A 20993-nucleotide genomic window follows, 5' to 3' on the forward strand; every position below is an offset into this window, starting at 1 on the left:
GTAAGAGCGCTCGCATCTGTGCGCAGAACGTTCCCGGGCGCCCCGGCCATTCCCGCATGCCGGGCCGAGTGGCGGCATGGGAGGATCAAACTATTCGAACGTGACACAAAGGAGTGTGCCCGTGCCCGGTGAGAACCTGTCGCGCGACGAGGCCCGCGCAAGGGCCGAGCTGCTGACCGTCGACGGTTACGAGGTCGAGCTCGATCTTCGTTCCGCCATCGGTGGGCCCGACGAGGACGCCGCTGCCGGTCCGCGGACCTTCCGCTCGGTGACGACGATCCGGTTCCGCAACGCGCGGGCGGGGGCGTCGACCTTCGCGGATCTGGTGGCACCGTCCGTGACCGCGGTGACGCTGAACGGCCGGTCGCTCGACCCCGCCGCCGTCTTCGACGGCACACGGGTGGCGCTGGAGGCGCTGCCGGAGGGCGAGAACGTCCTGGTGGTCGACGCGCAGTGCGCGTACAGCCGGACGGGCGAGGGCATGCACCGCTTCGTCGACCCGGAGGACGGCGAGGTCTACCTCTACACGCAGTACGAGCCGGCCGACTCCCGGCGCGTCTTCACCAACTTCGAGCAGCCCGACCTGAAGGCCCCCTTCCGGTTCCAGGTGACGGCGCCCGAGGGCTGGACGGTGTGGAGCAACGGGGCGGAGGAGTCCCGGGAGGACGGGGTCTGGCGGTTCGCCGAGACGAAGCCGATCTCCACGTACATCACGGCGGTCGTCGCCGGTCCGTACCACTACGTGACGGACTCCTACAGCCGTACGTTCGAGGACGGCACGACGCTGGAGATCCCGCTCGGCGCGATGTGCCGCAAGGGGCTCGCCCGGTACTTCGACGCGGACGACGTCTTCCTGATCACCAAGCAGGGCCTGGACTTCTTCCACGACAACTTCGACTACCCGTACCCCTTCGGGAAGTACGACCAGGCGTTCGTGCCCGAGTACAACCTCGGCGCGATGGAGAACCCGGGCTGTGTCACCTTCCGCGAGGAGTACATCTTCCGGGGCAAGGTGACGCAGGCGGCGTACGAGAGCCGCGCCAACGTGATCCTGCACGAGATGGCGCACATGTGGTTCGGCGACCTCGTCACCATGCAGTGGTGGGACGACCTGTGGCTGAAGGAGTCCTTCGCCGACTTCATGGGTGTCTTCGCGATGGTCGAGTCGACCCGGTTCGAGGACGGCTGGATCACCTTCGCCAACAACCGCAAGGCCTGGGCGTACCGCGCGGACCAGCTGCCGTCCACCCACCCGGTCACGGCCGACATCCGTGACCTGGAGGATGCCAAGCTCAACTTCGACGGCATCACCTACGCCAAGGGCGCCTCGGTCCTGAAGCAGCTGGTGGCGTACGCGGGGCGGGACGCGTTCCTGGAGGGCGCCCGGCGCTACTTCAAGAAGCACGCCTACGGCAACACGCAGCTGGGCGATCTGCTGTCCGTGCTGGCCGAGACGTCCGGGCGCGACATGACCGCCTGGTCGCGCTCGTGGCTCCAGACCGCGGGCGTCAACTCGCTGACGCCGGTCGTCACCTACGACGCGGCGGACCGGATCACGGAGCTGGCCGTTCTCCAGGAGGCGGCCGAGTCCCACCCGGAGCTGCGGCCGCACCGGGTCGCGGTCGGCCTGTACCGGCGCACCCCCGACGGCGACCTGGTGCGCTACGCGCGCGCCGAGGCGGACGTGTCGGGGCCGCGCACGGTGATCGAGGAGCTGGCGGGGGCCGAGCGGCCCGAGCTGATCCTGGTCAACGACGACGACCTCACGTACTGCAAGGTGCGCTTCGACGAGGCGTCGCTGGCCACCCTGCGGGCCCACCTCGGCGACATCACGGACCCGCTCGCGCGGGCGCTGTGCTGGTCGGCGATGTGGAGCCTGACCCGGGACGGGCTGATGCCCGCCCGCGACTTCGTCTCCCTCTTCCTGGACTTCGCGGGCCGGGAGACCGAGATCGGTGTGTTGCAGATGCTGCACACCTGGGCCCGGACCGCGCTCGTACAGTACGCGGCGCCCGAATGGCGCAAGGAGGGCGGCCGGGCGCTGTCCGAGGGCGCGCTGCGGGAGCTGAGGATCGCCGAGCCGGGCAGCGAGCACCAGCTGGCGTGGGCGCGGTTCTTCGCGGCGGTGGCCGATTCCGACGCGGACTTCCAGCTGCTGACCGGACTGCTGGACGGCTCGGCCCGGATCGACGGGCTTGATGTCGACCAGGAGCTGCGGTGGGCGTTCCTGTCCCCGCTGGCCTCGCACGGCGTGGCCGAGGAGTCGGTGATCGACGCCGAGCTGGCCCGTGACGACACGGCGTCCGGCAAGCGGCACCAGGTGCGGTGCCTGGCCTCCCGGCCCTCCGCCGCGGTCAAGGCACAGGCCTGGGCGGGCGTCGTGGAGTCGGACGCGCTGTCCAACGCCCTGGTGGAGGCGACGATCGCGGGCTTCGGCCAGTCGTCGCAGCGGGAGCTGCTGGCGCCGTACGCGGACCGGTACTTCGAGGCGATCGAACGGGTGTGGGCCGAGCGGTCCATCCAGATCGGCATGGCCGTGGTGCGGGGCCTGTTCCCGGCCCTCCAGGACGACCCGTCGACGCTCGCCGCGACGGACGCGTGGCTGACGGCCCACGAGGACGCGGCGCCGGCCCTGCGCCGGCTGGTGCTGGAGGCCCGGGACGAGCTGGCGCGGGCCCTGCGGGCACAGACGTGCGACGCGGGCGCGGCCGCGGCGGAGGCATCGGCCGGAATCTGACGCGCGCGGGGCGGTGCGGTGAGCGGTGCGGTAGCGGTGCGGTGAGCGGGGCCGGGGCCGGGGCCGGGGTCGAGATTCCAGGGCCGTTCCCGCACCGCCTGGCCCGGGGCCGGGGTTCTGGGGCCGGGGCTCCGGGGCCTGGGGTTCCGGGGCCGTCTCCGCACCGCCTGGCCGGGGCCTGGGGTTCCGGGGCCCTCTCCGCACCGCCTGCCCCGGGGCCTGGGCCTGGGCCTGGGCCGAAGGGTCCGGGGCCGTCCCCGCACTGCCCGGCCGGGGCCTGGGGTTCCGGGGTTCCAGGGCCGGGGTTCCGGGACCGCCCCGCACCGCCTGCCCCGGGGCCTGGGCCTGGGGTTCCGAGGTTCCAGGGCCGGGGTTCCCGGGCCCTCTCCGCACAGCCTGCCCCCGAGGCCGGGGGCTCCGAGGCCCGGCCCGGGTTCCAGGGCCGCCCCCGCATCGCCCGCGCCGCCCCACCACCGGGGCGGAAGGTGGTGGAGACGGGCCTTTTCGGTCGTCGAACGCGCGTACTTTAGTACGGCGTTGTCCTGAATTGTCGACGAGCGTGTAACAGGGGTTAGCGCCGCCGTGCCGTGCGGGATACCCCGGAGCATGACCCAGAACACGCCGCTCTCCCCCTGCCACCCCCGCCTCACCGGCGACGTCCGCCAACGCGTGCTCTCCACCGCACAGTTGAGGGCGCGAGGCGTGTCCGCCGCGGCGGCCGCCGCGCACTGCCGGACCGGTGGGCCGTGGCAGCAGCCGCTGCCGGGTGTGTACGTCCTGCACCCGGAGCCGCCGACCGGCGAGGAGCGGCTGCGCTCCGCCCTGCTGTACGCCGGCCGGCCACCGGCCTCCGGCCGCCGGGGCGTTCCGGCCCAGCCGGAGCGGGAGACCGGGCCGGAGACCGGGTACGGCGAGGCCATGATCACCGGGCTCGCCGCGCTCGCCCTGCACGGGTTCGCCGCCGTGCCGCCTCCCGCGTCCGCGCCCGTCGTCGACGTACTGGTGCCGCGCACCCGGCGGCTGCGCTCGGTCGGGTACGTCCGTCTGGTGCGCTCCTCCGGGGCGCCCCGCGCCGAGCAGGTGGACGGTCTGCCGGTGGCCCCCGTGGAGCGGGCGCTCGCGGACGCGGTCGCCGGGCTCGCCGACCCCCTGGCCGTACGCGGGCTGCTCATCGAGGCGGTGCGCGGCGGGTACTGCGAACCGGCCGCCGTCGTAGGCGAATTGAGCCGCGCCAAGCTGCTGGGCCGGCCGCAGGTGGTGCGGGCCGTCGATTCGTTCCTCGCCGAGGGGCGGGCGGTGGCGGAGGGCCGGCTGTACGACATGGTGCGGACGCACGGTCTGCCGGAGCCGCTGTGGAACGTGGACCTGCGCCTGCCCGGCGGCCCCTGCCTCGGCGGCGTGGACGCCTACTGGCCCGAGCAGTCGGTGGCCGTGGAGCTCGACGCCAGGGCGCCGCTGCTCGGCGGGCCCGACGACGGCGGACGCCGGGTCGGACACGGGACCGGCCGGACCGGGTACACCGCCGAGCGGGAGCACCTGGAGCGGCTCGGCGTCACCGTCGTCCGCCTGGCTCCGAGGGGGCTCCGCGACGCGAGCGAGCAGCAGGCGGTCGTGGTGCGCACGGCGCTGATGGCGGCGGCCGACCGCGAACCGGCGGCGTACGTGACCGTCCTGCCCCGCTGAGAACGGCGAAGCCGGTCGCGGAGGCTCCGGACGTCACGGGACTCACGAGCTCGCGGGTCTCGTGCACCTCGTGCGGCTCACCAGCCTCACCGACCTCACCGACCTCACCGACCTCATACGCCTCGCAGACCTCATGAGCCTCACGAGCCCCATGGAGACCACAGACGCCACGAGCATCACAGTCACTACGGGCCATGGACGCCACGAGCACCACAGATGAAACAGACACCACCGACGACACCAACGCCACAGGCACCACAGACACCACCAACGCCACAGACGCCACAGACGCCGCAGACGCCGCAGAGCTCACGAACGCCGTGAACATCACGGGCGTCACTTATCCCCCGCTTCATCCCTGGTGGCACATCGGAACCAGTGGCGGAAGTCCGCCATGTCCACATCCAGTCCCCTTCAACTCTCCACAAACCCCTGTCATTTACGAAAGGGTGAGCGGTCATCCGGTACCGAATTCCGGACTCTCTCTTTCATATCCAGGGATGCTGATGACCACCGAGTCCCCCAGTTCCATACCCGGGGCGAGACGCGCGGCCCGAGTCGCGGCTGCCGCCGGCCTGGTGGCCGCGCTGGCCGCCACCGGCGCCGCCCCCGTCTTCGCCGACGACGCTCCTGCCCCGGCACCGGTCAAGACCGCCGCCGAGGGTGCCACGGCCGACAAGCTCGGCACCAACGACGCGCAGCTTCTGGCCAAGGCCCAGGCCGAGGGCGAGAAGAACATCACGATGATGGTCGCCACCGCTCCCGGTGCGACCGCGCAGGTCACCAAGCAGCTGAGTGCCGTCAAGGGCTCGGTGCTGGGACGTGCGTACGACAAGCTCGGCTACGTGCGGGCCACCGTGCCCACCGCGACCGCCGAGGCGACCATCAAGGCGGCCTCCAAGCTGTCGTCCGTCCACGGCATCGATCTCAAGCAGGAGATCAAGCTGGACGACCCGACGCCCGCCGCCGACCGGGCCGCCGGTGCCAAGACCAAGGCCAGGTCGACCGGTTCGTACCCGGCGCCCGGCAAGAAGACCCCGGCGAAGAACCCGTACAACCCGTCCTTCGAGACGGGTGCGGTCGACTTCGTCCAGCAGCACCCGAAGGCCGACGGCCGCGGCGTGACCATCGGCATCCTCGACTCGGGTGTCGACCTCGGCCACCCGGCGCTGCAGAAGACCTCCACCGGCGCCCGCAAGATCGTCGACTGGGTGACCGCGACCGACCCGGTCAGTGACGGCGACGGCACCTGGCTGCGGATGACGGACGCCGTGACCGGCCCGACGTTCACGTACAAGGGCCGTACGTACAAGGCGCCCAAGGGCGACTTCCGGATCAAGCTGTTCGCCGAGGCCGCCACCAAGGGCGGCGACATGAAGGGCGACCTGAACCGGGACGGCGACACCACCGATGTGTGGGCCGTGCTCTACGACCCGGTCACGGGCGCCGTCCGCGTCGACCTGAACGACGACGCCGACTTCACGAACGAGACCGCCCTGAAGCCGTACAAGGAGAAGCACCAGGTCTCCTACTTCGGCAAGGACGACCCGCGGACCGATGTCGCCGAGCGCATCCCGTTCGTCGTCGAGTCGCGCAAGAACGTCGTCTACAACGCCGCCGGCGACACCTCGGACTACGTCAACATCGGCGTCATCGAGAGCGAGCACGGCACCCACGTCGCGGGCATCACCGCCGCGAACGGCCTGTTCGGCGGCAAGATGAACGGCGCCGCGCCCGGCGCCAAGATCGTCTCCTCGCGTGCCTGCACCTGGGACGGCGGCTGCACCAACATCGCGCTCACCGAGGGCATGATCGACCTCGTCGTGAACCGCGGCGTCGACGTCGTCAACATGTCGATCGGCGGTCTGCCGCCGCTCAACGACGGCAACAACGCCCGCTCCGAGCTCTACAAGCGGCTCATCGACATCTACGGCGTCCAGCTGGTCATCTCGGCCGGCAACGACGGCCCGGGTGTCAACACCATCGGTGACCCCGGCCTCGCCGACCACGTCATCTCCGTCGGCGCGTCGATCTCCAAGGAGACCTGGGCCGCCAACTACGGCTCGAACGTCACCAAGAAGTACGACATGCTGCCCTTCTCCTCGCGCGGTCCGCGTGAGGACGGCGGCTTCGCGCCGATCCTGACGGCCCCCGGCGCGGCCATCAACACCACCCAGACCTGGCTGCCCGGCGGCCCGGTCAAGGAGGCGGGCTACGACCTGCCGGCCGGCTACTCCATGCTCCAGGGCACCTCGATGGCCTCGCCGCAGGCCGCGGGCGCGACCGCGCTGCTGCTGTCGGCCGCGAAGCAGAAGCACATCGAGCTGCCGCCCGCCGATCTGCGCACCGCGCTGACCAGCACCGCCACCCACATCAAGGACGTGCCCGCGCACGCCCAGGGCGCCGGTCTGATCGACATCGTCGGCGCCTGGAAGCAGATCGAGAAGCAGGGCGCCCCGGCGCACGAGTACTCGGTGAAGGCCCCGGTCGACACCGCGATCGACTTCGCGCTGAAGACCCCGGGCTTCGGCACCGGCCTGTACGACCGCGAGGGCGGCCTCAAGGCCGGCCAGACCAAGACGTACGACGTCACGGTCACCCGCACCACGGGCCCGGACAAGGCCGTCAAGCACAAGCTGTCGTGGAAGAACAACGACGGCACCTTCAAGCTGGTCGGTCCGGCCACCGTCGCCCTGCCGCTGGACAAGCCGGTGACCGTCAAGGTCCAGGCGAAGCCGGGCAGCGCGGGGGTGCACAGCGCGATCCTGAAGGTGGACGACAGCAAGACCTCCGGTGTGGACCAGCAGATCCTCACCACGGTCGTCGTCTCCACGAAGCTGGTGAAGCCCGCCTACGCGTTCAAGGCGTCCGACTCGGTGCAGCGCAACAGCAGCAAGTCGTACTTCCTGACCGTTCCGGAGGGCGCCAAGACCCTTGAGGTCGCCATCGGCGCGCTGCGCTCGGGCAGCCAGACCCGCTTCATCTCGATCCACCCGTACGGGGTGCAGATGGAGGACAGCTCCACGATCTTCTGCTACCCGAACTACGAGAACCCGACCAACACCTGCCGCCCCGACGTGCGCTCCTACAAGGACCCGCAGCCGGGCGTCTGGGAGATCGAGGTCGAGGCGCGCCGTACGTCGCCGCTGCTGGACAACCCGTACAAGCTGGATGTCTCGCTGCTCGGCGCCACCTTCGACCCGGCGGTGCAGACCATCGCCGAGGCCAAGGTCGGCACCCCCGCCTCGGTGACCTGGAAGGCCACCAACAACGCCGGTGACCTGGCCGGCTCGCTCAAGGGCGGCTCGCTGGGCTCGGCCAAGGTCGACAAGCCGTCGATCAGGACGGGCGAGGAGCGGCAGTACACGGTCACCATCGGTGAAGGCGTCGAGAAGCTGGACGTCGCCATCGGCTCCACGTCGGACGCCAACGCCGACCTGGACCTGTACGTCTACCGGGGCGACTCCGAGGTCGGGAAGTCGACCACGGCCGGTTCCGAGGAGTCGGTCAGCCTGGCGAAGCCCGCCGCCGGTACGTACACCGTCGTGATCGACGGCTACGACGTCCCGGCCGGGACCACCACGTTCGACTACCGCGACGTGTACTACGCGCCGTCGCTCGGCACGATCAAGGTCGACGAGTCGAAGGCCCTGAACCTGGCCAACGGCGCCTCCGCCCAGATCACCGCCGAGGTCTCCGTCGCCGGGGCGGCCCCCGAGGGCCGGCAGTTCTTCGGCGAGGTGCACCTGGTGAACGGCCGCGGCACCGCCGCGGGCACCGGCAGCGTCGTGATCGAGAAGGTCACGCCGTAACGGCCGCCATGTGATCCGTACGACGGTGGGGCGGGGGCTCGTAGGGGCTCCCGCCCCACTGCCATGTGTCCGGCCGGGCGGGCCCTGTCCGTACCGCGGACAATGGATTGGACAAGAAAGCCGTGGACATACGCATCATGGAGCGGCAACCGTCTCAGTTCGTACGTTCGAAGGAGTCCCCGTGAAGGTCGGAATCGTCGGCGCCACCGGTCAGGTCGGCACAGTCATGCGCAGCATCCTGGCCGAGCGGAAGTTCCCGGCCGACGAGCTGCGGCTGTTCGCCTCCGCGCGCTCCGCGGGCTCGACGATCGAGTGGCAGGGCCGGGAGATCACCGTCGAGGACGCCGCGACGGCCGACTACACCGGGCTGGACATCGTGCTGTTCTCGGCCGGTGGCGCGACGTCGAAGGCGCTCGCCGAGAAGGTCGCCTCGCAGGGCGCCGTCGTGATCGACAACTCCTCCGCCTGGCGCAGGGACCCCGAGGTCCCGCTGGTCGTCTCCGAGGTCAACCCGCACGCGATCGCCCACCGGCCCAAGGGCATCATCGCCAACCCGAACTGCACCACGATGGCCGCCATGCCCGTGCTGCGCCCGCTGCACGACGAGGCCGGGCTCGACGCGCTGGTCGTCGCCAGCTACCAGGCGGTGTCCGGCTCCGGGCTGGCCGGTGTCGCCGAGCTGCACGGCCAGGCGTCCAAGGTGGTCGCCGAGGCCGACCGGCTCACCCACGACGGCGGGGCCGTCGAGTTCCCCGAGCCGGGCGTCTACAAGCGCCCGATCGCGTTCAACGTGCTGCCGCTGGCCGGGGCGATCGTGGACGACGGCTCCTTCGAGACCGACGAGGAGCAGAAGCTCCGCAACGAGTCCCGCAAGATCCTGGAGATCCCGGAGCTGAAGGTGTCCGGCACCTGCGTCCGGGTTCCGGTCTTCACCGGCCACTCGCTCCAGATCAACGCCCGTTTCGCCCGCCCGGTCAGCGTCGAGCGCGCCTACGAGCTGCTGGGGGACGCACCGGGCGTCGAGGTCTCCGAGATCCCCACCCCGCTCCAGGCGGCCGGCAAGGACGTCTCGTACGTCGGCCGGATCCGGGCCGACGAGACCGTGGAGAACGGCCTCGCGCTCTTCGTCTCCGGCGACAACCTGCGCAAGGGCGCGGCGCTGAACGCGGTGCAGATCGCGGAGCTGGTCGCGGCGGAGCTGAAGGGCTGACGCCGGACGGAGACGGAAACGGAAAGGGCGGCCACCGGGATGCGGTGGCCGCCCTTTGCCATGCGTCCGGCCACCGCCGCCCAGGCCCCCCGCCGGAGCGGACGACGTGGAAGGATGACCGGAAACATCACATACCAAGGAGATGACCGCGTGCCTGGCACGAATCTGACCCGCGAAGAGGCACAGGAGCGGGCGCGCCTGCTGACCGTGGACGCGTACGAGATCGATCTCGACCTCTCCGGAGCGCAGGAGGGCGGCACCTACCGGTCCGTGACCACCGTGCGCTTCGACTCCGCCGAAGCCGGTGCGGAGACCTTCATCGACCTGATCGCCCCCGCCGTGCACGAGGTCGAGCTGAACGGCAGGGCGCTGGACGTCGCGGCCGTGTTCCGCGACTCGCGCATCGCGCTGCCGCACCTGGCCGCGGGCTCCAACGAGCTGAAGGTCGTCGCCGACTGCGCGTACACCAACACGGGCGAGGGCCTGCACCGCTTCGTCGACCCGGTCGACCAGCAGGCGTACCTCTACACCCAGTTCGAGGTGCCGGACGCGCGCCGGGTCTTCGCGAGCTTCGAGCAGCCGGACCTGAAGGCGACGTTCCGGTTCACCGTGAAGGCGCCGACGGGCTGGACGGTCATCTCGAACTCGCCGACGCCCGAGCCCCGGGACGACGTCTGGTCCTTCGAGCCGACGCCGCGCATCTCGTCGTACATCACGGCGCTGATCGTCGGCCCGTACCACTCGGTGCACAGCAGCTACGAGAAGGACGGCCAGTCCGTCCCGCTCGGCATCTACTGCCGTCCGTCGCTGGCCGAGTTCCTCGACGCGGACGCGATCTTCGACGTCACGCGGCAGGGCTTCGACTGGTTCCAGGAGAAGTTCGACTACGACTACCCGTTCGCCAAGTACGACCAGCTGTTCGTCCCGGAGTTCAACGCCGGTGCGATGGAGAACGCGGGCGCGGTCACCATCCGTGACCAGTACGTGTTCCGCTCGAAGGTGACGGACGCGGCGTACGAGCGGCGTGCGGAGACCATCCTGCACGAGCTGGCGCACATGTGGTTCGGCGACCTCGTCACCATGGAGTGGTGGAACGACCTGTGGCTGAACGAGTCGTTCGCCACGTACACCTCGGTCGCCTGCCAGGCGTACGCCGAGGGCTCCAAGTGGCCGAACTCCTGGACCACGTTCGCCAACGTCGAGAAGACCTGGGCCTACCGCCAGGACCAGCTGCCGTCCACGCACCCGATCATGGCGGACATCCGTGACCTGGACGACGTGCTGGTCAACTTCGACGGGATCACCTACGCCAAGGGCGCCTCGGTCCTGAAGCAGCTGGTGGCCTACGTCGGCATGGACGCGTTCTTCAAGGGCGTCCAGGCGTACTTCAAGGCGCACGCCTTCGGCAACACCCGGCTGTCCGACCTGCTGGGCGCCCTGGAGGAGACCTCCGGCCGCGATCTGAAGACCTGGTCGAAGGCGTGGCTGGAGACGGCCGGGATCAACATCCTGCGCCCGGAGATCGAGACGGACGAGAACGGCCACGTCACCTCGTTCACCGTGCTCCAGGAGGCCCCGGCCCTGCCCGCCGGCGCGAAGGGCGAACCGACGCTGCGGCCGCACCGCATCGCCATCGGCTGCTACGACCTCGACGCCGCGGGCAAGCTGGTCCGCACGGACCGCATCGAGCTGGACGTCGACGGCACGCACACGACCGTGCCGTTCCCGGCCGGGACCGCCCGTCCCGCCGTGATCCTGCTCAACGACGACGACCTCTCGTACGCGAAGGTCCGGCTCGACGAGGAGTCGCTGCGCGTCGTCACCGAGCACCTCGGCGACTTCGCTGAGTCCCTCCCCCGCGCCCTGTGCTGGGCCTCGGCCTGGGACATGACCCGCGACGGCGAGCTGGCGGCCCGCGACTACCTGGCCCTGGTCCTCGCCGGTATCGGCAAGGAGTCGGACATCGGCGTCGTCCAGTCGCTGCACGGCCAGGTGAAGCTGGCGCTGGACCTGTACGCGGCGCCGGAGTGGCGCGAGGCCGGGCTGACCCAGTGGACCGAGGCCACCCTCGCACACCTGCGCGCGGCCGAGCCGGGCAGCGACCACCAGCTGGCCTGGGCCCGTGCCTTCGCGGCGACGGCGCGCACCCCGCAGCAGACGGACCTGCTCCAGTCGCTGCTCGACGGCAAGGAGACGGTCGAGGGCCTGGCCGTCGACACGGAGCTGCGCTGGGCGTTCGTCGAGCGGCTCGCCGCCGCCGGTCTCCTCGAAGAGGACGAGATCGCCGCCGAGTACGAGCGCGACAGGACGGCCGCGGGCGAGCGCCACGCGGCGACCGCGCGGGCGGCCCGCCCCACCGAGGAGGCGAAGGCGGAGGCGTGGGCCTCGGTCGTCGAGTCCGACACGCTGCCGAACTCCCTCCAGGAGGCGGTCATCGCCGGCTTCGTCCAGACCGACCAGCGCGAGCTGCTGGCCCCGTACGCGGAGAAGTTCTTCGCCGCGGTCAAGGGCGTCTGGGACTCGCGCAGCCACGAGATGGCGCAGCAGGTCGCGATCGGCCTCTACCCGGCCCTCCAGGTCTCGCAGGCCACGCTGGACGCCACGGACGCCTGGCTCGCCGCGGCGGCCCCGGGCGCGGCCCTGCGCCGGCTGGTCTCGGAGTCCCGTTCGGGTGTCGAGCGCGCCCTGAAGGCCCAGGCCGCGGACGCCGCGGCGGCCACGGTCTGACGCACCGACCGGTGACACAGTGAGGGGCGCCTCCCGCCGCGGGAGGCGCCCTTTTCTGCGGACGCGACGGGGGTGCGCCCGGCTCACGCGCCTGTCGTGGCGGTGCGCCCCCTCCTGCGGACGTGAGAGCAATGCACCCGGCCCGCGCACCTCCCGTGGCGGGAGACACCCCTCCCCGCGGACATGACGGGGTGCACCCGATCGCCGCCAGGACCGGGCCGATCGGCTCGATCCGCTCGGGACCGGTGCTGTTCTCCCTCGGCATCGGAGCACCGTGGCCCCTGGCGGGTCCGGGCGACGGACGTGGCGGGGATCCGCCGGAATGGAAACCGCCCGTCGGACGGGCGCCGGTCGCGCAGCCGTCCGACGGGCGGGAGCGGGGAGGTGCCCGGAGGGCCCCGGTCCGGTCAGGCGCCGGACTCCTCGTAGCGGCGGGCCAGCTCGGCGGCGCCGGTCTCGGTCAGGCTGCCGTGCAGGCGCATGCGGGCGACGCCGCCGTCCGGGAAGGCGTCGAGACGGACATGGGTGACGATGGCCTGGGCGCGGAGCGGGAAGCGGTGCGGGGTGTCCGGCTGGAGCCTGGTGCGGGGGATGATCTCGAACCACTCGCCGGTCTCGCCGTTGCGGCCCTGGAGGGCGATCCACCCGGCCGCGTTGCCCTTGAGGTAGGCGGTGTCGATCTCGACCGCGCGGACCGCGCCCTGGGCGGGCAGGCGGAAGCGGACCCAGTCGTTGGTGTCGCGGACCCGGCGGCGGCGGTTCTCCCAGCCGTCGTCCATCTTGCGGGAGGTGCCGGGCAGGATGATCTGGGTCGGCGAGGAGTAGAAGCGGTCCGAGGCGTCCTCGTAGCTGCCGCCGTTCAGCACCGAGATCAGGTCGAACGTGCCGAGCGTGGCGAGCCAGGACGGGTCGGGGAGGACCTCGCCGTGGACGCGGAGGCGCGCGATGCCACCGTCGGGGTGCTGGCACAGGCGTACGTGGGTGTAGCGGCGGCCGCCGGTGATCTCGAAGCCGTTGGCGGCGTGGCCGCGCACGGGGGTCGGCGGGACGATCTCCTCCCACTTCACGTCGTCGGCGAGCAGCTCGTCGGGGCCGGGCGAGCCCGCGACGGCGGTGGCCTGGATCGAGACGCGCTGCGGGTAGTTGCCGCGGAAGTGGGCCGTGTCGACGACGATGCCGCGGATGACTCCGGGGGCGCCGAGCCGGATCAGGGCCCAGTCGTGCTCGTCGGGGGCCGGGAAGGGGTGTTCGGCGTCGGCGCCGCGCCGGCGGCGGGTCTCCCAGCCGTCCATGATCTTGCCCTTGTGGCCGAAGTGCTCGGGGTCGAAGACCGCGCGCTCCCGGACGAGGAGGTTCTCCCGCTGGGCGAAGAACTCGTCGTTGGCGGCGATCACACCCGCGCCGAGCCGGCGGTCGGCGAGGTCGACGAGTTCGGTGAAGGGGAGGTCGGTGGTGCGGTAGTCGGCATACGGGTCACCACCGCCGTACGGGGCCGCGTCGTTGGCGTGGGGGTCGTCCTGGTGGTTCTCATTCTGGTCGAAGGTCATGTGCCTACTGTCACGGCGCATGACCCATCAGGTCCATCGAAAGTTTTTGCATTATTTATTCAGTGGAAGTGAACGATTCGGCTGTCGCGGTGAGCGCCCCGAGGACCCTGGCCACCGCGGGGCCCTGTTCCGCGCCCCGCCGTACCGCCGCCACCACATGGCGGCGCGGCTGGTCGGCGTCGAGGACACGCATCACCACGCCGTCCCGGCCGCCGCGTTCCGCCGACGCCATGCGCGGGATCAGCGCGACCCCCATGCCCGCCTCGACCATGGCCAGGATCGCCGTCCAGCCGGAGGCGCTGTGCGCCTGCTCGGGCACGAATCCGGCGGCCTCGCACGCCGCCGTGGTGATCTGCGACCAGGGGCCGGAGCCGCCGAAGATCCAGCGGTCGCCGGAGAGGTCCGCCAGCCGCAGGGCGGGCGCGGCGGCGAGGCGGTGGCCCACGGGCAGGGCCACGTCCAGCGGGTCCGCGAGCAGGGGCAGCACCACGAACCGGGGATCGCGGGCGGCCGGGGCGTGCGCGGCGAGGGAGAGGGCGAGGTCGACGTCGCCGGCGGCCAGGAGTTCGTACGCCTGCGCGGCCTCCGCCTCCCGCACCCGTACCTCGGGCCCCGGGCGGTCCTCGGCGCGCAGCCGCTGGATCGCCGGTACGACGAGGGCGGGCACGGCGGTGGCGAACGCGGCGATCCGCACCTCGCCGGCCTCGCCGCGCAGATAGCCGGTCAGTTCGGCGTCGGCGCGCTCCAGTTGGGCGAAGACGGCCTCGGCGTGGCGCAGCACGAGGTGCGCGGCGTCGGTGAGCCGGACGCGCCGGCCCTGGGCCTCCAGGAGCGGTACCCCGAGCTGTCTGGAGAGGCTGGACAGCTGCTGCGACACCGCGGAGGGCGTCATCAGCAGGGCCTGCGCGGTGGCGGTGACCGTGCCTCGGTCGCGCAGGGTGCGCAGGATGCGGAGCTTCTTGACGTCCCACTCGATCATGGCCGCAACCTATCCGGCGCCGGGGGCGGGGCGCCCGGTCGCGGACATGCGTGTGCGCCGCGCGGTACTCGGGGAGTACCCGCGGCGCACCCGGGACGAGCGTGTGGGTCCTGGGGTCGTTCGTACGGATCGGCCCGGGTCGGGCACGATCCGGACGAGGGTCCCTAGACCTGCTTCTTGGACTTGTCCAGGACCATGACCAGGCCCGCGATGACCAGGAACAGGACGATGGGCGCCACGACGTAGAGGCCGATGGTCTCCATCGCGCTCAGGCCGGGTCCCGGGTCGTCGCCGTCGTCGCGGGTGAGCGCGAGCGCGGGGGACGACATGAGCAGCATCATCAGCGTCGTTCCGGCCGCGACGGCGCCGGCGCGCATAGCGTTCTTCTTGTCCACGGTGCAAACGTAGCGAACGCCCGCGAGGGGCGCGCGCCCGGGGGTGCCGTACGGGCCCGGCGGGATCACGGATGGGGGTGCGGGGGCGCGTGCGGAGGGGTTCCGGGGCCGGGTTCCCGGAGGTCGCCGGGCGGGCGGAAGACCTCCATCAGCCGGTGCAGGCGGGGCGCGGCGGCCAGTTCCTCCAGGGTGACCGGGTGGCCCTCCGCGTCGGCGACGGGCAGGCGCCAGTTGGGGTACTGGTCCCAGGTGCCGGGGAGGTTCTGCGGGCGGCGGTCGCCCAGCGCGTCGGGCAGCCAGACGCCGGTCAGGCGGGCGGGGGTGCGCAGCAGGAAGCGGTGCACGGCGCGGACGGCGCCCTCCTCGTCGCCCTCGCCCTCGGGGAGCAGTCCGAGTCTGGCGAGATACCCGAGCCACTCGGCGGTTTCGGCCGCGTCCGCCGTCAGCTCCTGGTCGAGGGGGCGGGTGAGCAGGCCCAGGCGGTGGCGGAGCGTCACGTGATCGCCGGTCAGCCGGGCCGCGGTGGAGGGCAGATCGTGCGTGGTGACGGTGGCGAGGCAGTCCTCGCGCCACTCCTCGGGGGGCAGCGGGCGGCCGGTGCCGTCCCAGTCGCGTTCGAACCAGAGGACGGAGGTGCCGAGCACACCGCGCCGGGCCAGCGCCTCGCGTACCCGCGGCTCGACCGTGCCGAGGTCCTCCCCCATGACGACCGCGCCCGCCCGGTGCGCCTCCAGGACGAGGACGGCGAGCATCGCCTCGGCGTCGTGGGTGACATAGGTGCCCTCGGTGGGCGGGCGCCCCTCGGGCACCCACCAGAGCCGGGACAGGCCCATGACGTGGTCGATGCGCAGGGCGCCCGCGTGGGCGAGGAGCCCGCGCAGCAGTCCGCGGTACGGGGCGTAGCCGGAGGCGGCGAGGACGTCCGGGCGCCACGGGGGCAGGCCCCAGTCCTGGCCGCGGGCGTTGAAGGCGTCCGGGGGCGCCCCGACGGACATGCCGTGCGCGAAGGCGTCCTGCTGGGCCCAGGTGTCGGCGCCGCCGGGGTGCACGCCGACGGCGAGGTCGTGGACGATGCCGACGGACATGCCCGCGTCGAGCGCGGCGCGCTGGGCGTCGGCGAGCTGGCCGTCGGTCAGCCAGGCGAGCCGGCAGTGGAGGTCGACCCGGTCCAGGAGGGCGCCGCGGGCGCGGGCGGTCTCCTCGGAGCGGGGGTCGCGCAGTCCGGCGGGCCAGGAGTGCCAGTCGGGGCCGTGCACCTCGGCGAGGGCGCACCACAGGGCGTGGTCCTCCAGGGCCTGCCCCTGCTCGGCCAGGAAGTCGCAGTAGGCGGCGCGGCGGCCGGGGGTGAGGGGAACCTCGCGGATCAGTTCGAGCGCCTGGAGCTTGAGGTCCCGGACGGCGTCGCGGTCGATGAGGGCGCCCTTGTTGAGGACGGTGTCGCTGAGCGTCGCGGCACTCTGCCGCAGGTCGTCGAGGGTGCCCCGGTCCGGCACGTGCCCGTACTCGGGGACGGACTCGATCCGCAGGTGCACCGGGTCGGGGAAGCGGCGCGACGAGGGGCGGTACGGGGACGGGTCGGTGGGGTGGCCGGGCACGGCGGCGTGCAGGGGGTTGACCTGGATGAATCCGGTGCCGAGGGCGCGTCCGGACCAGGCGGCGAGGTCGGCGAGGTCCCCGAGGTCGCCCATGCCCCAGGAGCGGGCGGAGAGCAGGGAGTAGAGCTGGACGAGAAAGCCGTGGGCGCGGGCGGGCGGGCGAGGCGCACGGGGCGGGGCGACGACGAGCGTGCCGGTCGCGCTCCGGCCGCCGGGCGCCCGTACGGCCAGCCGGTGCACCCCGAGCGGCGGCTCGGTCCACCAGGCGGGGAGCGGGGGCGCCGCCGTCCCCTCCTCGTCCGCCGGGTCGGTCCGTCCGGCGGCCTCCCGTGGCGGAACGGCCGGATCCGGCCGGTCGGCGCCGGGCACGCGCATCCGCGGGGGCGGGGCCTGGCCGGGGTCTTCGAGGGCGAGCTCCAGCGTGGTGCCGGGCGGCAGGGCGGTCAGGGGCTCGGGCAGCGGCTCACCGCTCCACACCACCAGGGTCGGCGGGAGCAGCCGGGAGCGGGCCGCGGACTCGGCGGCGGCGAGCGCTTCCCGCACCGCCCCGGGGGTGGTGGCGTCCACCCCGAGCGCGCCGAGCACGGCGACGACGGTGTCCTCGGGGACGGGCACCGTCGCGTCTGCGGACGGGGAGTAGGAGGTGGCGACGCCGTGCAGGGCGGCGAGCCGGGACAGGCCCATTCAGACTCCTGGGTACTCCATGCCCCATGTGCCGCCGTACGCGGCCGGCTCGCTGGTCAGCGGGGCGTGTACGGCGAGCGGGGGCTCGCTGGTCAGAGGGGTGGCTTCGGCGAGCGGGGGCTCACTGGTGAGGGGTATCGCGTCGGCCAGCGGCGGCTCGCTGGTCAGCGGGCCGGGCACGGCGTCCGGGAACGCGCCGAACGGCGGGTCGGCGGGACCGGTCGCCTGCTCGGGGAGGACGGGGAGCAGAAGCTTCGCGGCAGCGTGCATGGCGGCCTCCTGGCCTTGGGGAATCAGGACACGGCACGCCTACCCGGCGGGCTCGGCCACAGACATCGGCGTCATCACAACGAATTGAACGTGCCCTGAGTCACATTCCGTTCCCCTCGGGCCCGTTCTCCGTAAGTTGTCCGCTGATTTCGGCCATCCGGCGTCATCCTTGCCGTCCGCCGCCGGGACCGCCGGCCCCCGCCCCACCTGCGGCAGCGGGCATTTCCGGCACACCACCCACGTGCATTGACACCCTCGCGCCCCGGGTGGTGGGCTCGGAGCCCATCGGCGGTGACGAGGGAGACGGGCGATGCGGCTCAGGCGCGGGAAGCAGGCAGCGGCCATCGCGGTCGCCGTGCTCGGCGGACTGCTCTCCGCGGGAGCGCCGGCCGCCGTCGCGGCCCCTTCGGACCCCGGCTCCCCCGCCCTCAGCACCCCCGACCGGGCGGACGACGCCGCGCCGCCCGCCGTATGGCCCCGCCCCCGGTCCATCGAGGCCGCCGGGGCGTCCGTGCCGCTCCCCGCCGACGCCACCCTGGTCGCCGGTCCCGGCGCCGATCCGTACGCGGTCGGGGCGCTCCGGCGGGTGCTGCGGGACGCGGGCGTGCGCACCGTCCACGGAGCCCTGCCCGGCCGCGGCCCGGTCATCAGGCTCGGCGGCGACGGCGCCCGGGACGCGCTGCGCGCGCTGCGCGCCCCCGGGGGCGGCGACCTGCCGTCGGGGGGCTACCGGATCGCGGTCGGCCGGGTCGCGGGCCGGGACACCGTCGCGGTGGACGGCGTCGGCGAGGACGGCCTCTTCCACGGCGTGCAGACGCTGCGTCAGCTGATCCGGGGCGGGGGCGTCGCGGGCGTCACCGTCAGGGACTGGCCGGGCGCCGCCGTGCGCGGGCTGACCGAGGGCTTCTACGGGCGGCCGTGGACCCATGAGGAGCGGCTGGCCCAGCTCGGCTTCATGGGACGCACCAAGCAGAACAGATATCTGTACGCGGCGGGCGACGACCCCTACCGCCAGGCCCGCTGGCGCGACCCGTACCCGGCCGGGCGGCGCGCCGACTTCCGGGCGCTGGCCGAGCGGGCCCGCGCCGAGCACGTGACCCTCGGCTGGGCCGTCGCCCCCGGCCAGGCCATGTGCATGTCCTCGGCCGACGACGTGCGGGCGCTGACGAAGAAGCTCGACGCGATGTGGGCGCTGGGCGTGCGGGCCTTCCAGTTGCAGTTCCAGGACGTCAGCTACAGCGAATGGCACTGCGCCGACGACGCCGACACCTTCGGCAGCGGCCCGCGGGCGGCGGCCCGCGCGCAGGCGCGGGTGGCCGGCGCGGTGGCGCGGCACCTCGCGGACCGGCATCCGGGCTCACAGCCGCTGTCGGTGATGCCGACGGAGTTCTACCAGGACGGGTCCACCGACTACCGCACGGCGCTCGCCCGGGAGCTGGACGACCGGGTCCGGATCGCGTGGACCGGTGTCGGTGTGGTGCCGAGGACCATCACCGGCGGGGAGCTGGCCGGTGCCCGTGCCGCGTTCGGGCATCCGCTGGTCACGATGGACAACTACCCGGTCAACGACTACGCCCAGGACCGGATCTTCCTCGGCCCGTACACCGGCCGGGACCCGGCGGTGGCCACGGGGTCCGCGGCGCTGCTCGCCAATGCCATGGAGCAGCCGTCCGCGTCCCGCGTCCCGCTCTTCACCGCCGCCGACTTCGCCTGGAACCCGGAGGGCTACCGGCCGCAGGAGTCCTGGCGGGCGGCGATCGACGACCTGGCGGGCGGTGACACGCGCACCCGGGACGCGTTGCGCGCGCTGGCCGGGAACAGCGCGGGGTCGGTGCTGGGCGGTGACGAGTCCGGCTATCTGCGGCCGCTGCTGGCGGCGTTCTGGAAGTCCCGCGCCGCGCACGACGCCACCGCGCGGGACGACGCGGCGCGCAGGCTGCGGGAGGCGTTCACCGTGATGCGGGAGGCGCCGGAGCGGCTGAAGGGCCCGGCGGACGGGCGTCTGGACGGCGAAGTGCGTCCGTGGTCCGAGCAGTTGTCCCGGTACGGCCGGGCGGGCGAGCTGGCCGTCGATCTGCTCCAGGCGCAGTCGCGCGGCGACGGCGACGCCGCCTGGCGGGCCTCGCTGGCCCTGGAGCCGGTGCGCCGGGCCACGAAGGCGGGCGGCGCCACGGTCGGCAAGGGGGTCCTCGGCCCGTTCCTGGACCGGGTGCGCAAGGAGGCGGACGCCTGGACGGGCGCGGACCGCGGCGCCGGCACGGTGACGAAAGCCCCGGGCAGCTACACGGTCCGGCTGGACCGGGCCCGTCCGGTGGAGACCGTGACGGCGATGACGCTGCCCGGCGACGCGGTGGCCGGTGCGGTGCTGGAGGCCCATGTGCCCGGTGAGGGCTGGCGCCGTCTGGGCGCGCTGTCGGCCACCGGCTGGACCCAGACGGCGGTGAAGGGGCTGCGGACCGACGCGATCCGGATCAGCCGGCCCACCGGCGCCCCGGCCCTGCCCCCCGTCGTCACGGGTCCGGTGGCGCCGATGGCCCCGGGCCGCGGCTCCGCCCCGGGCGCCCCGGCGCCCCGGGTGCGCGCGCTGGTGCCCTGGTTCGGCGACGAGCCCGCGGCCCGGCTCGACCTCGCGCGCGGCGAGACGGACGCCGAGATCGGCGGCGGCCCGCAGCGGGTCGAGGCACACCTCGCCGCCCGCCGCCCCGCCGAGGTGCGGGGCAGGCTCACCGCGAAGGCGCCCGAGGGCATCGAGGTGGACGTACCGGAGCGGACGAGGGTGGCGCGCGGTTCCCGTACGGAGGTCCCCGTCGAGATCACCGTCCCGGCGGGCACCCCCGCCGGGGAGTACGAGGTGCCGTTCAGCTTCGGCGACGAGCGCAGCACGCTCACCGTCCGGGCGTTCCCGCGCACCGCGGGCCCCGATCTGCTGCGCGCCGCCACCGCGTCCTCCTCCGGCGACGAGACCCCGGACTTCCCGGCGGCTGCGGCCTCCGACGGCGATCCGGGCACCCGCTGGTCCTCCCCGGCCGAGGACGGCGCCTGGTGGCAGGCGGAGCTGCCGCGCACCGCCCGGATCGGCCGGGTGGCGCTGCACTGGCAGGACGCGTACGCGGCCCGCTACCGCGTCCAGGTCTCCGCGGACGGCCGGGCCTGGCGCACGGCGGCGACCGTCCGGGACGGCCGGGGCGGCCGCGAGTCGGTCCGGATGGACGCGAAGGACGTCCGTTTCCTCAGGGTCCGGGGCGATGCCCGGGGCACCGAGTTCGGTTACTCGCTCTGGTCGGTGGAGGCGTACGCCGTCGCCGGGTCGGAGTGACGGTCCGGGCCCGCACCGCCCCGGGGACGACGAAGGCC

The 20993-nt window shown here is 73.1% G+C and carries 11 protein-coding genes; 6 read left to right on the forward strand and 5 right to left on the reverse strand.

All coding sequences use genetic code 11. The features are described from left to right. Positions 1-121: 121 nt before the first annotated feature. From pepN (ACFVFH_RS04230) to pepN (ACFVFH_RS04250), 5 genes are all read left to right on the forward strand, one after another. The gene (gene pepN / locus ACFVFH_RS04230; RefSeq protein ID WP_383763069.1) at positions 122-2737 is read left to right on the forward strand and encodes an aminopeptidase N; all 2616 of its coding nucleotides are present in this window, start codon (positions 122-124) and stop codon (positions 2735-2737) included. A 606-nt stretch (positions 2738-3343) separates the two neighbouring features. Next, positions 3344-4420, forward strand: a complete 1077-nt coding sequence (locus tag ACFVFH_RS04235) for a hypothetical protein (RefSeq protein ID WP_383763072.1) — start codon at positions 3344-3346, stop codon at positions 4418-4420. A gap of 500 nt (positions 4421-4920) precedes the next feature. After that, the gene (locus ACFVFH_RS04240) at positions 4921-8232 is read left to right on the forward strand and encodes a S8 family serine peptidase (RefSeq protein WP_383763075.1); all 3312 of its coding nucleotides are present in this window, start codon (positions 4921-4923) and stop codon (positions 8230-8232) included. 181 nt (positions 8233-8413) lie between these two features. Then, positions 8414-9442 carry an aspartate-semialdehyde dehydrogenase gene (locus tag ACFVFH_RS04245; RefSeq protein ID WP_383763078.1) on the forward strand — a complete coding sequence of 343 codons (1029 nt, stop codon included), beginning with the start codon at positions 8414-8416 and terminating at the stop codon, positions 9440-9442. 150 nt (positions 9443-9592) lie between these two features. Further along, entirely contained in the window at positions 9593-12169 is a 2577-nt protein-coding gene (gene pepN, locus ACFVFH_RS04250; RefSeq protein WP_383763080.1) for an aminopeptidase N, read from the forward strand. Between the two features lie 407 nt (positions 12170-12576). Here pepN (ACFVFH_RS04250) and alc read toward each other — a convergent pair whose 3' ends face one another. The 5 genes from alc to ACFVFH_RS04275 form a co-directional block, all read right to left on the reverse strand. Then, positions 12577-13716 carry an allantoicase gene (gene alc / locus ACFVFH_RS04255; protein ID WP_383763083.1) on the reverse strand — a complete coding sequence of 380 codons (1140 nt, stop codon included), beginning with the start codon at positions 13714-13716 and terminating at the stop codon, positions 12577-12579. Positions 13717-13771: 55 nt separating this feature from the next. Further along, complete coding sequence (locus ACFVFH_RS04260; protein ID WP_383763085.1) at positions 13772-14695, reverse strand: LysR substrate-binding domain-containing protein; 924 nt, start codon at positions 14693-14695, stop codon at positions 13772-13774. Positions 14696-14859: 164 nt separating this feature from the next. Continuing rightward, entirely contained in the window at positions 14860-15072 is a 213-nt protein-coding gene (locus tag ACFVFH_RS04265) for a hypothetical protein (protein ID WP_383763595.1), read from the reverse strand. An 83-nt stretch (positions 15073-15155) separates the two neighbouring features. Then, complete coding sequence (malQ, locus tag ACFVFH_RS04270) at positions 15156-17369, reverse strand: 4-alpha-glucanotransferase (protein ID WP_383763088.1); 2214 nt, start codon at positions 17367-17369, stop codon at positions 15156-15158. Continuing rightward, complete coding sequence (locus ACFVFH_RS04275; protein WP_383763091.1) at positions 17370-17639, reverse strand: hypothetical protein; 270 nt, start codon at positions 17637-17639, stop codon at positions 17370-17372. Positions 17640-17949: 310 nt separating this feature from the next. Between ACFVFH_RS04275 and ACFVFH_RS04280 the strand changes: the two genes are divergently transcribed. Then, the gene (locus ACFVFH_RS04280) at positions 17950-20955 is read left to right on the forward strand and encodes a beta-N-acetylglucosaminidase domain-containing protein (RefSeq protein WP_383763094.1); all 3006 of its coding nucleotides are present in this window, start codon (positions 17950-17952) and stop codon (positions 20953-20955) included. Positions 20956-20993: the final 38 nt, after the last annotated feature.

It is taken from the genome of Streptomyces sp. NPDC057697 (genome assembly GCF_042799335.1).
Lineage (GTDB): Bacteria > Actinomycetota > Actinomycetes > Streptomycetales > Streptomycetaceae > Streptomyces.

What these genes read in the sequence shown, in the direction of transcription:
- ACFVFH_RS04280 (WP_383763094.1), top strand. Translation starts at nt 17,950, where the DNA reads ATGCGGCTCAGGCGCGGGAAGCAGGCAGCGGCCATCGCGGTCGCCGTG.
- ACFVFH_RS04240 (WP_383763075.1), top strand. Translation starts at nt 4,921, where the DNA reads ATGCTGATGACCACCGAGTCCCCCAGTTCCATACCCGGGGCGAGACGC.
- ACFVFH_RS04265 (WP_383763595.1), bottom strand. Translation starts at nt 15,072, where the DNA reads ATGCGCGCCGGCGCCGTCGCGGCCGGAACGACGCTGATGATGCTGCTC.
- ACFVFH_RS04260 (WP_383763085.1), bottom strand. Translation starts at nt 14,695, where the DNA reads ATGATCGAGTGGGACGTCAAGAAGCTCCGCATCCTGCGCACCCTGCGC.
- malQ (WP_383763088.1), bottom strand. Translation starts at nt 17,369, where the DNA reads ATGGGCCTGTCCCGGCTCGCCGCCCTGCACGGCGTCGCCACCTCCTAC.
- ACFVFH_RS04275 (WP_383763091.1), bottom strand. Translation starts at nt 17,639, where the DNA reads ATGCACGCTGCCGCGAAGCTTCTGCTCCCCGTCCTCCCCGAGCAGGCG.
- alc (WP_383763083.1), bottom strand. Translation starts at nt 13,716, where the DNA reads ATGACCTTCGACCAGAATGAGAACCACCAGGACGACCCCCACGCCAAC.
- ACFVFH_RS04235 (WP_383763072.1), top strand. Translation starts at nt 3,344, where the DNA reads ATGACCCAGAACACGCCGCTCTCCCCCTGCCACCCCCGCCTCACCGGC.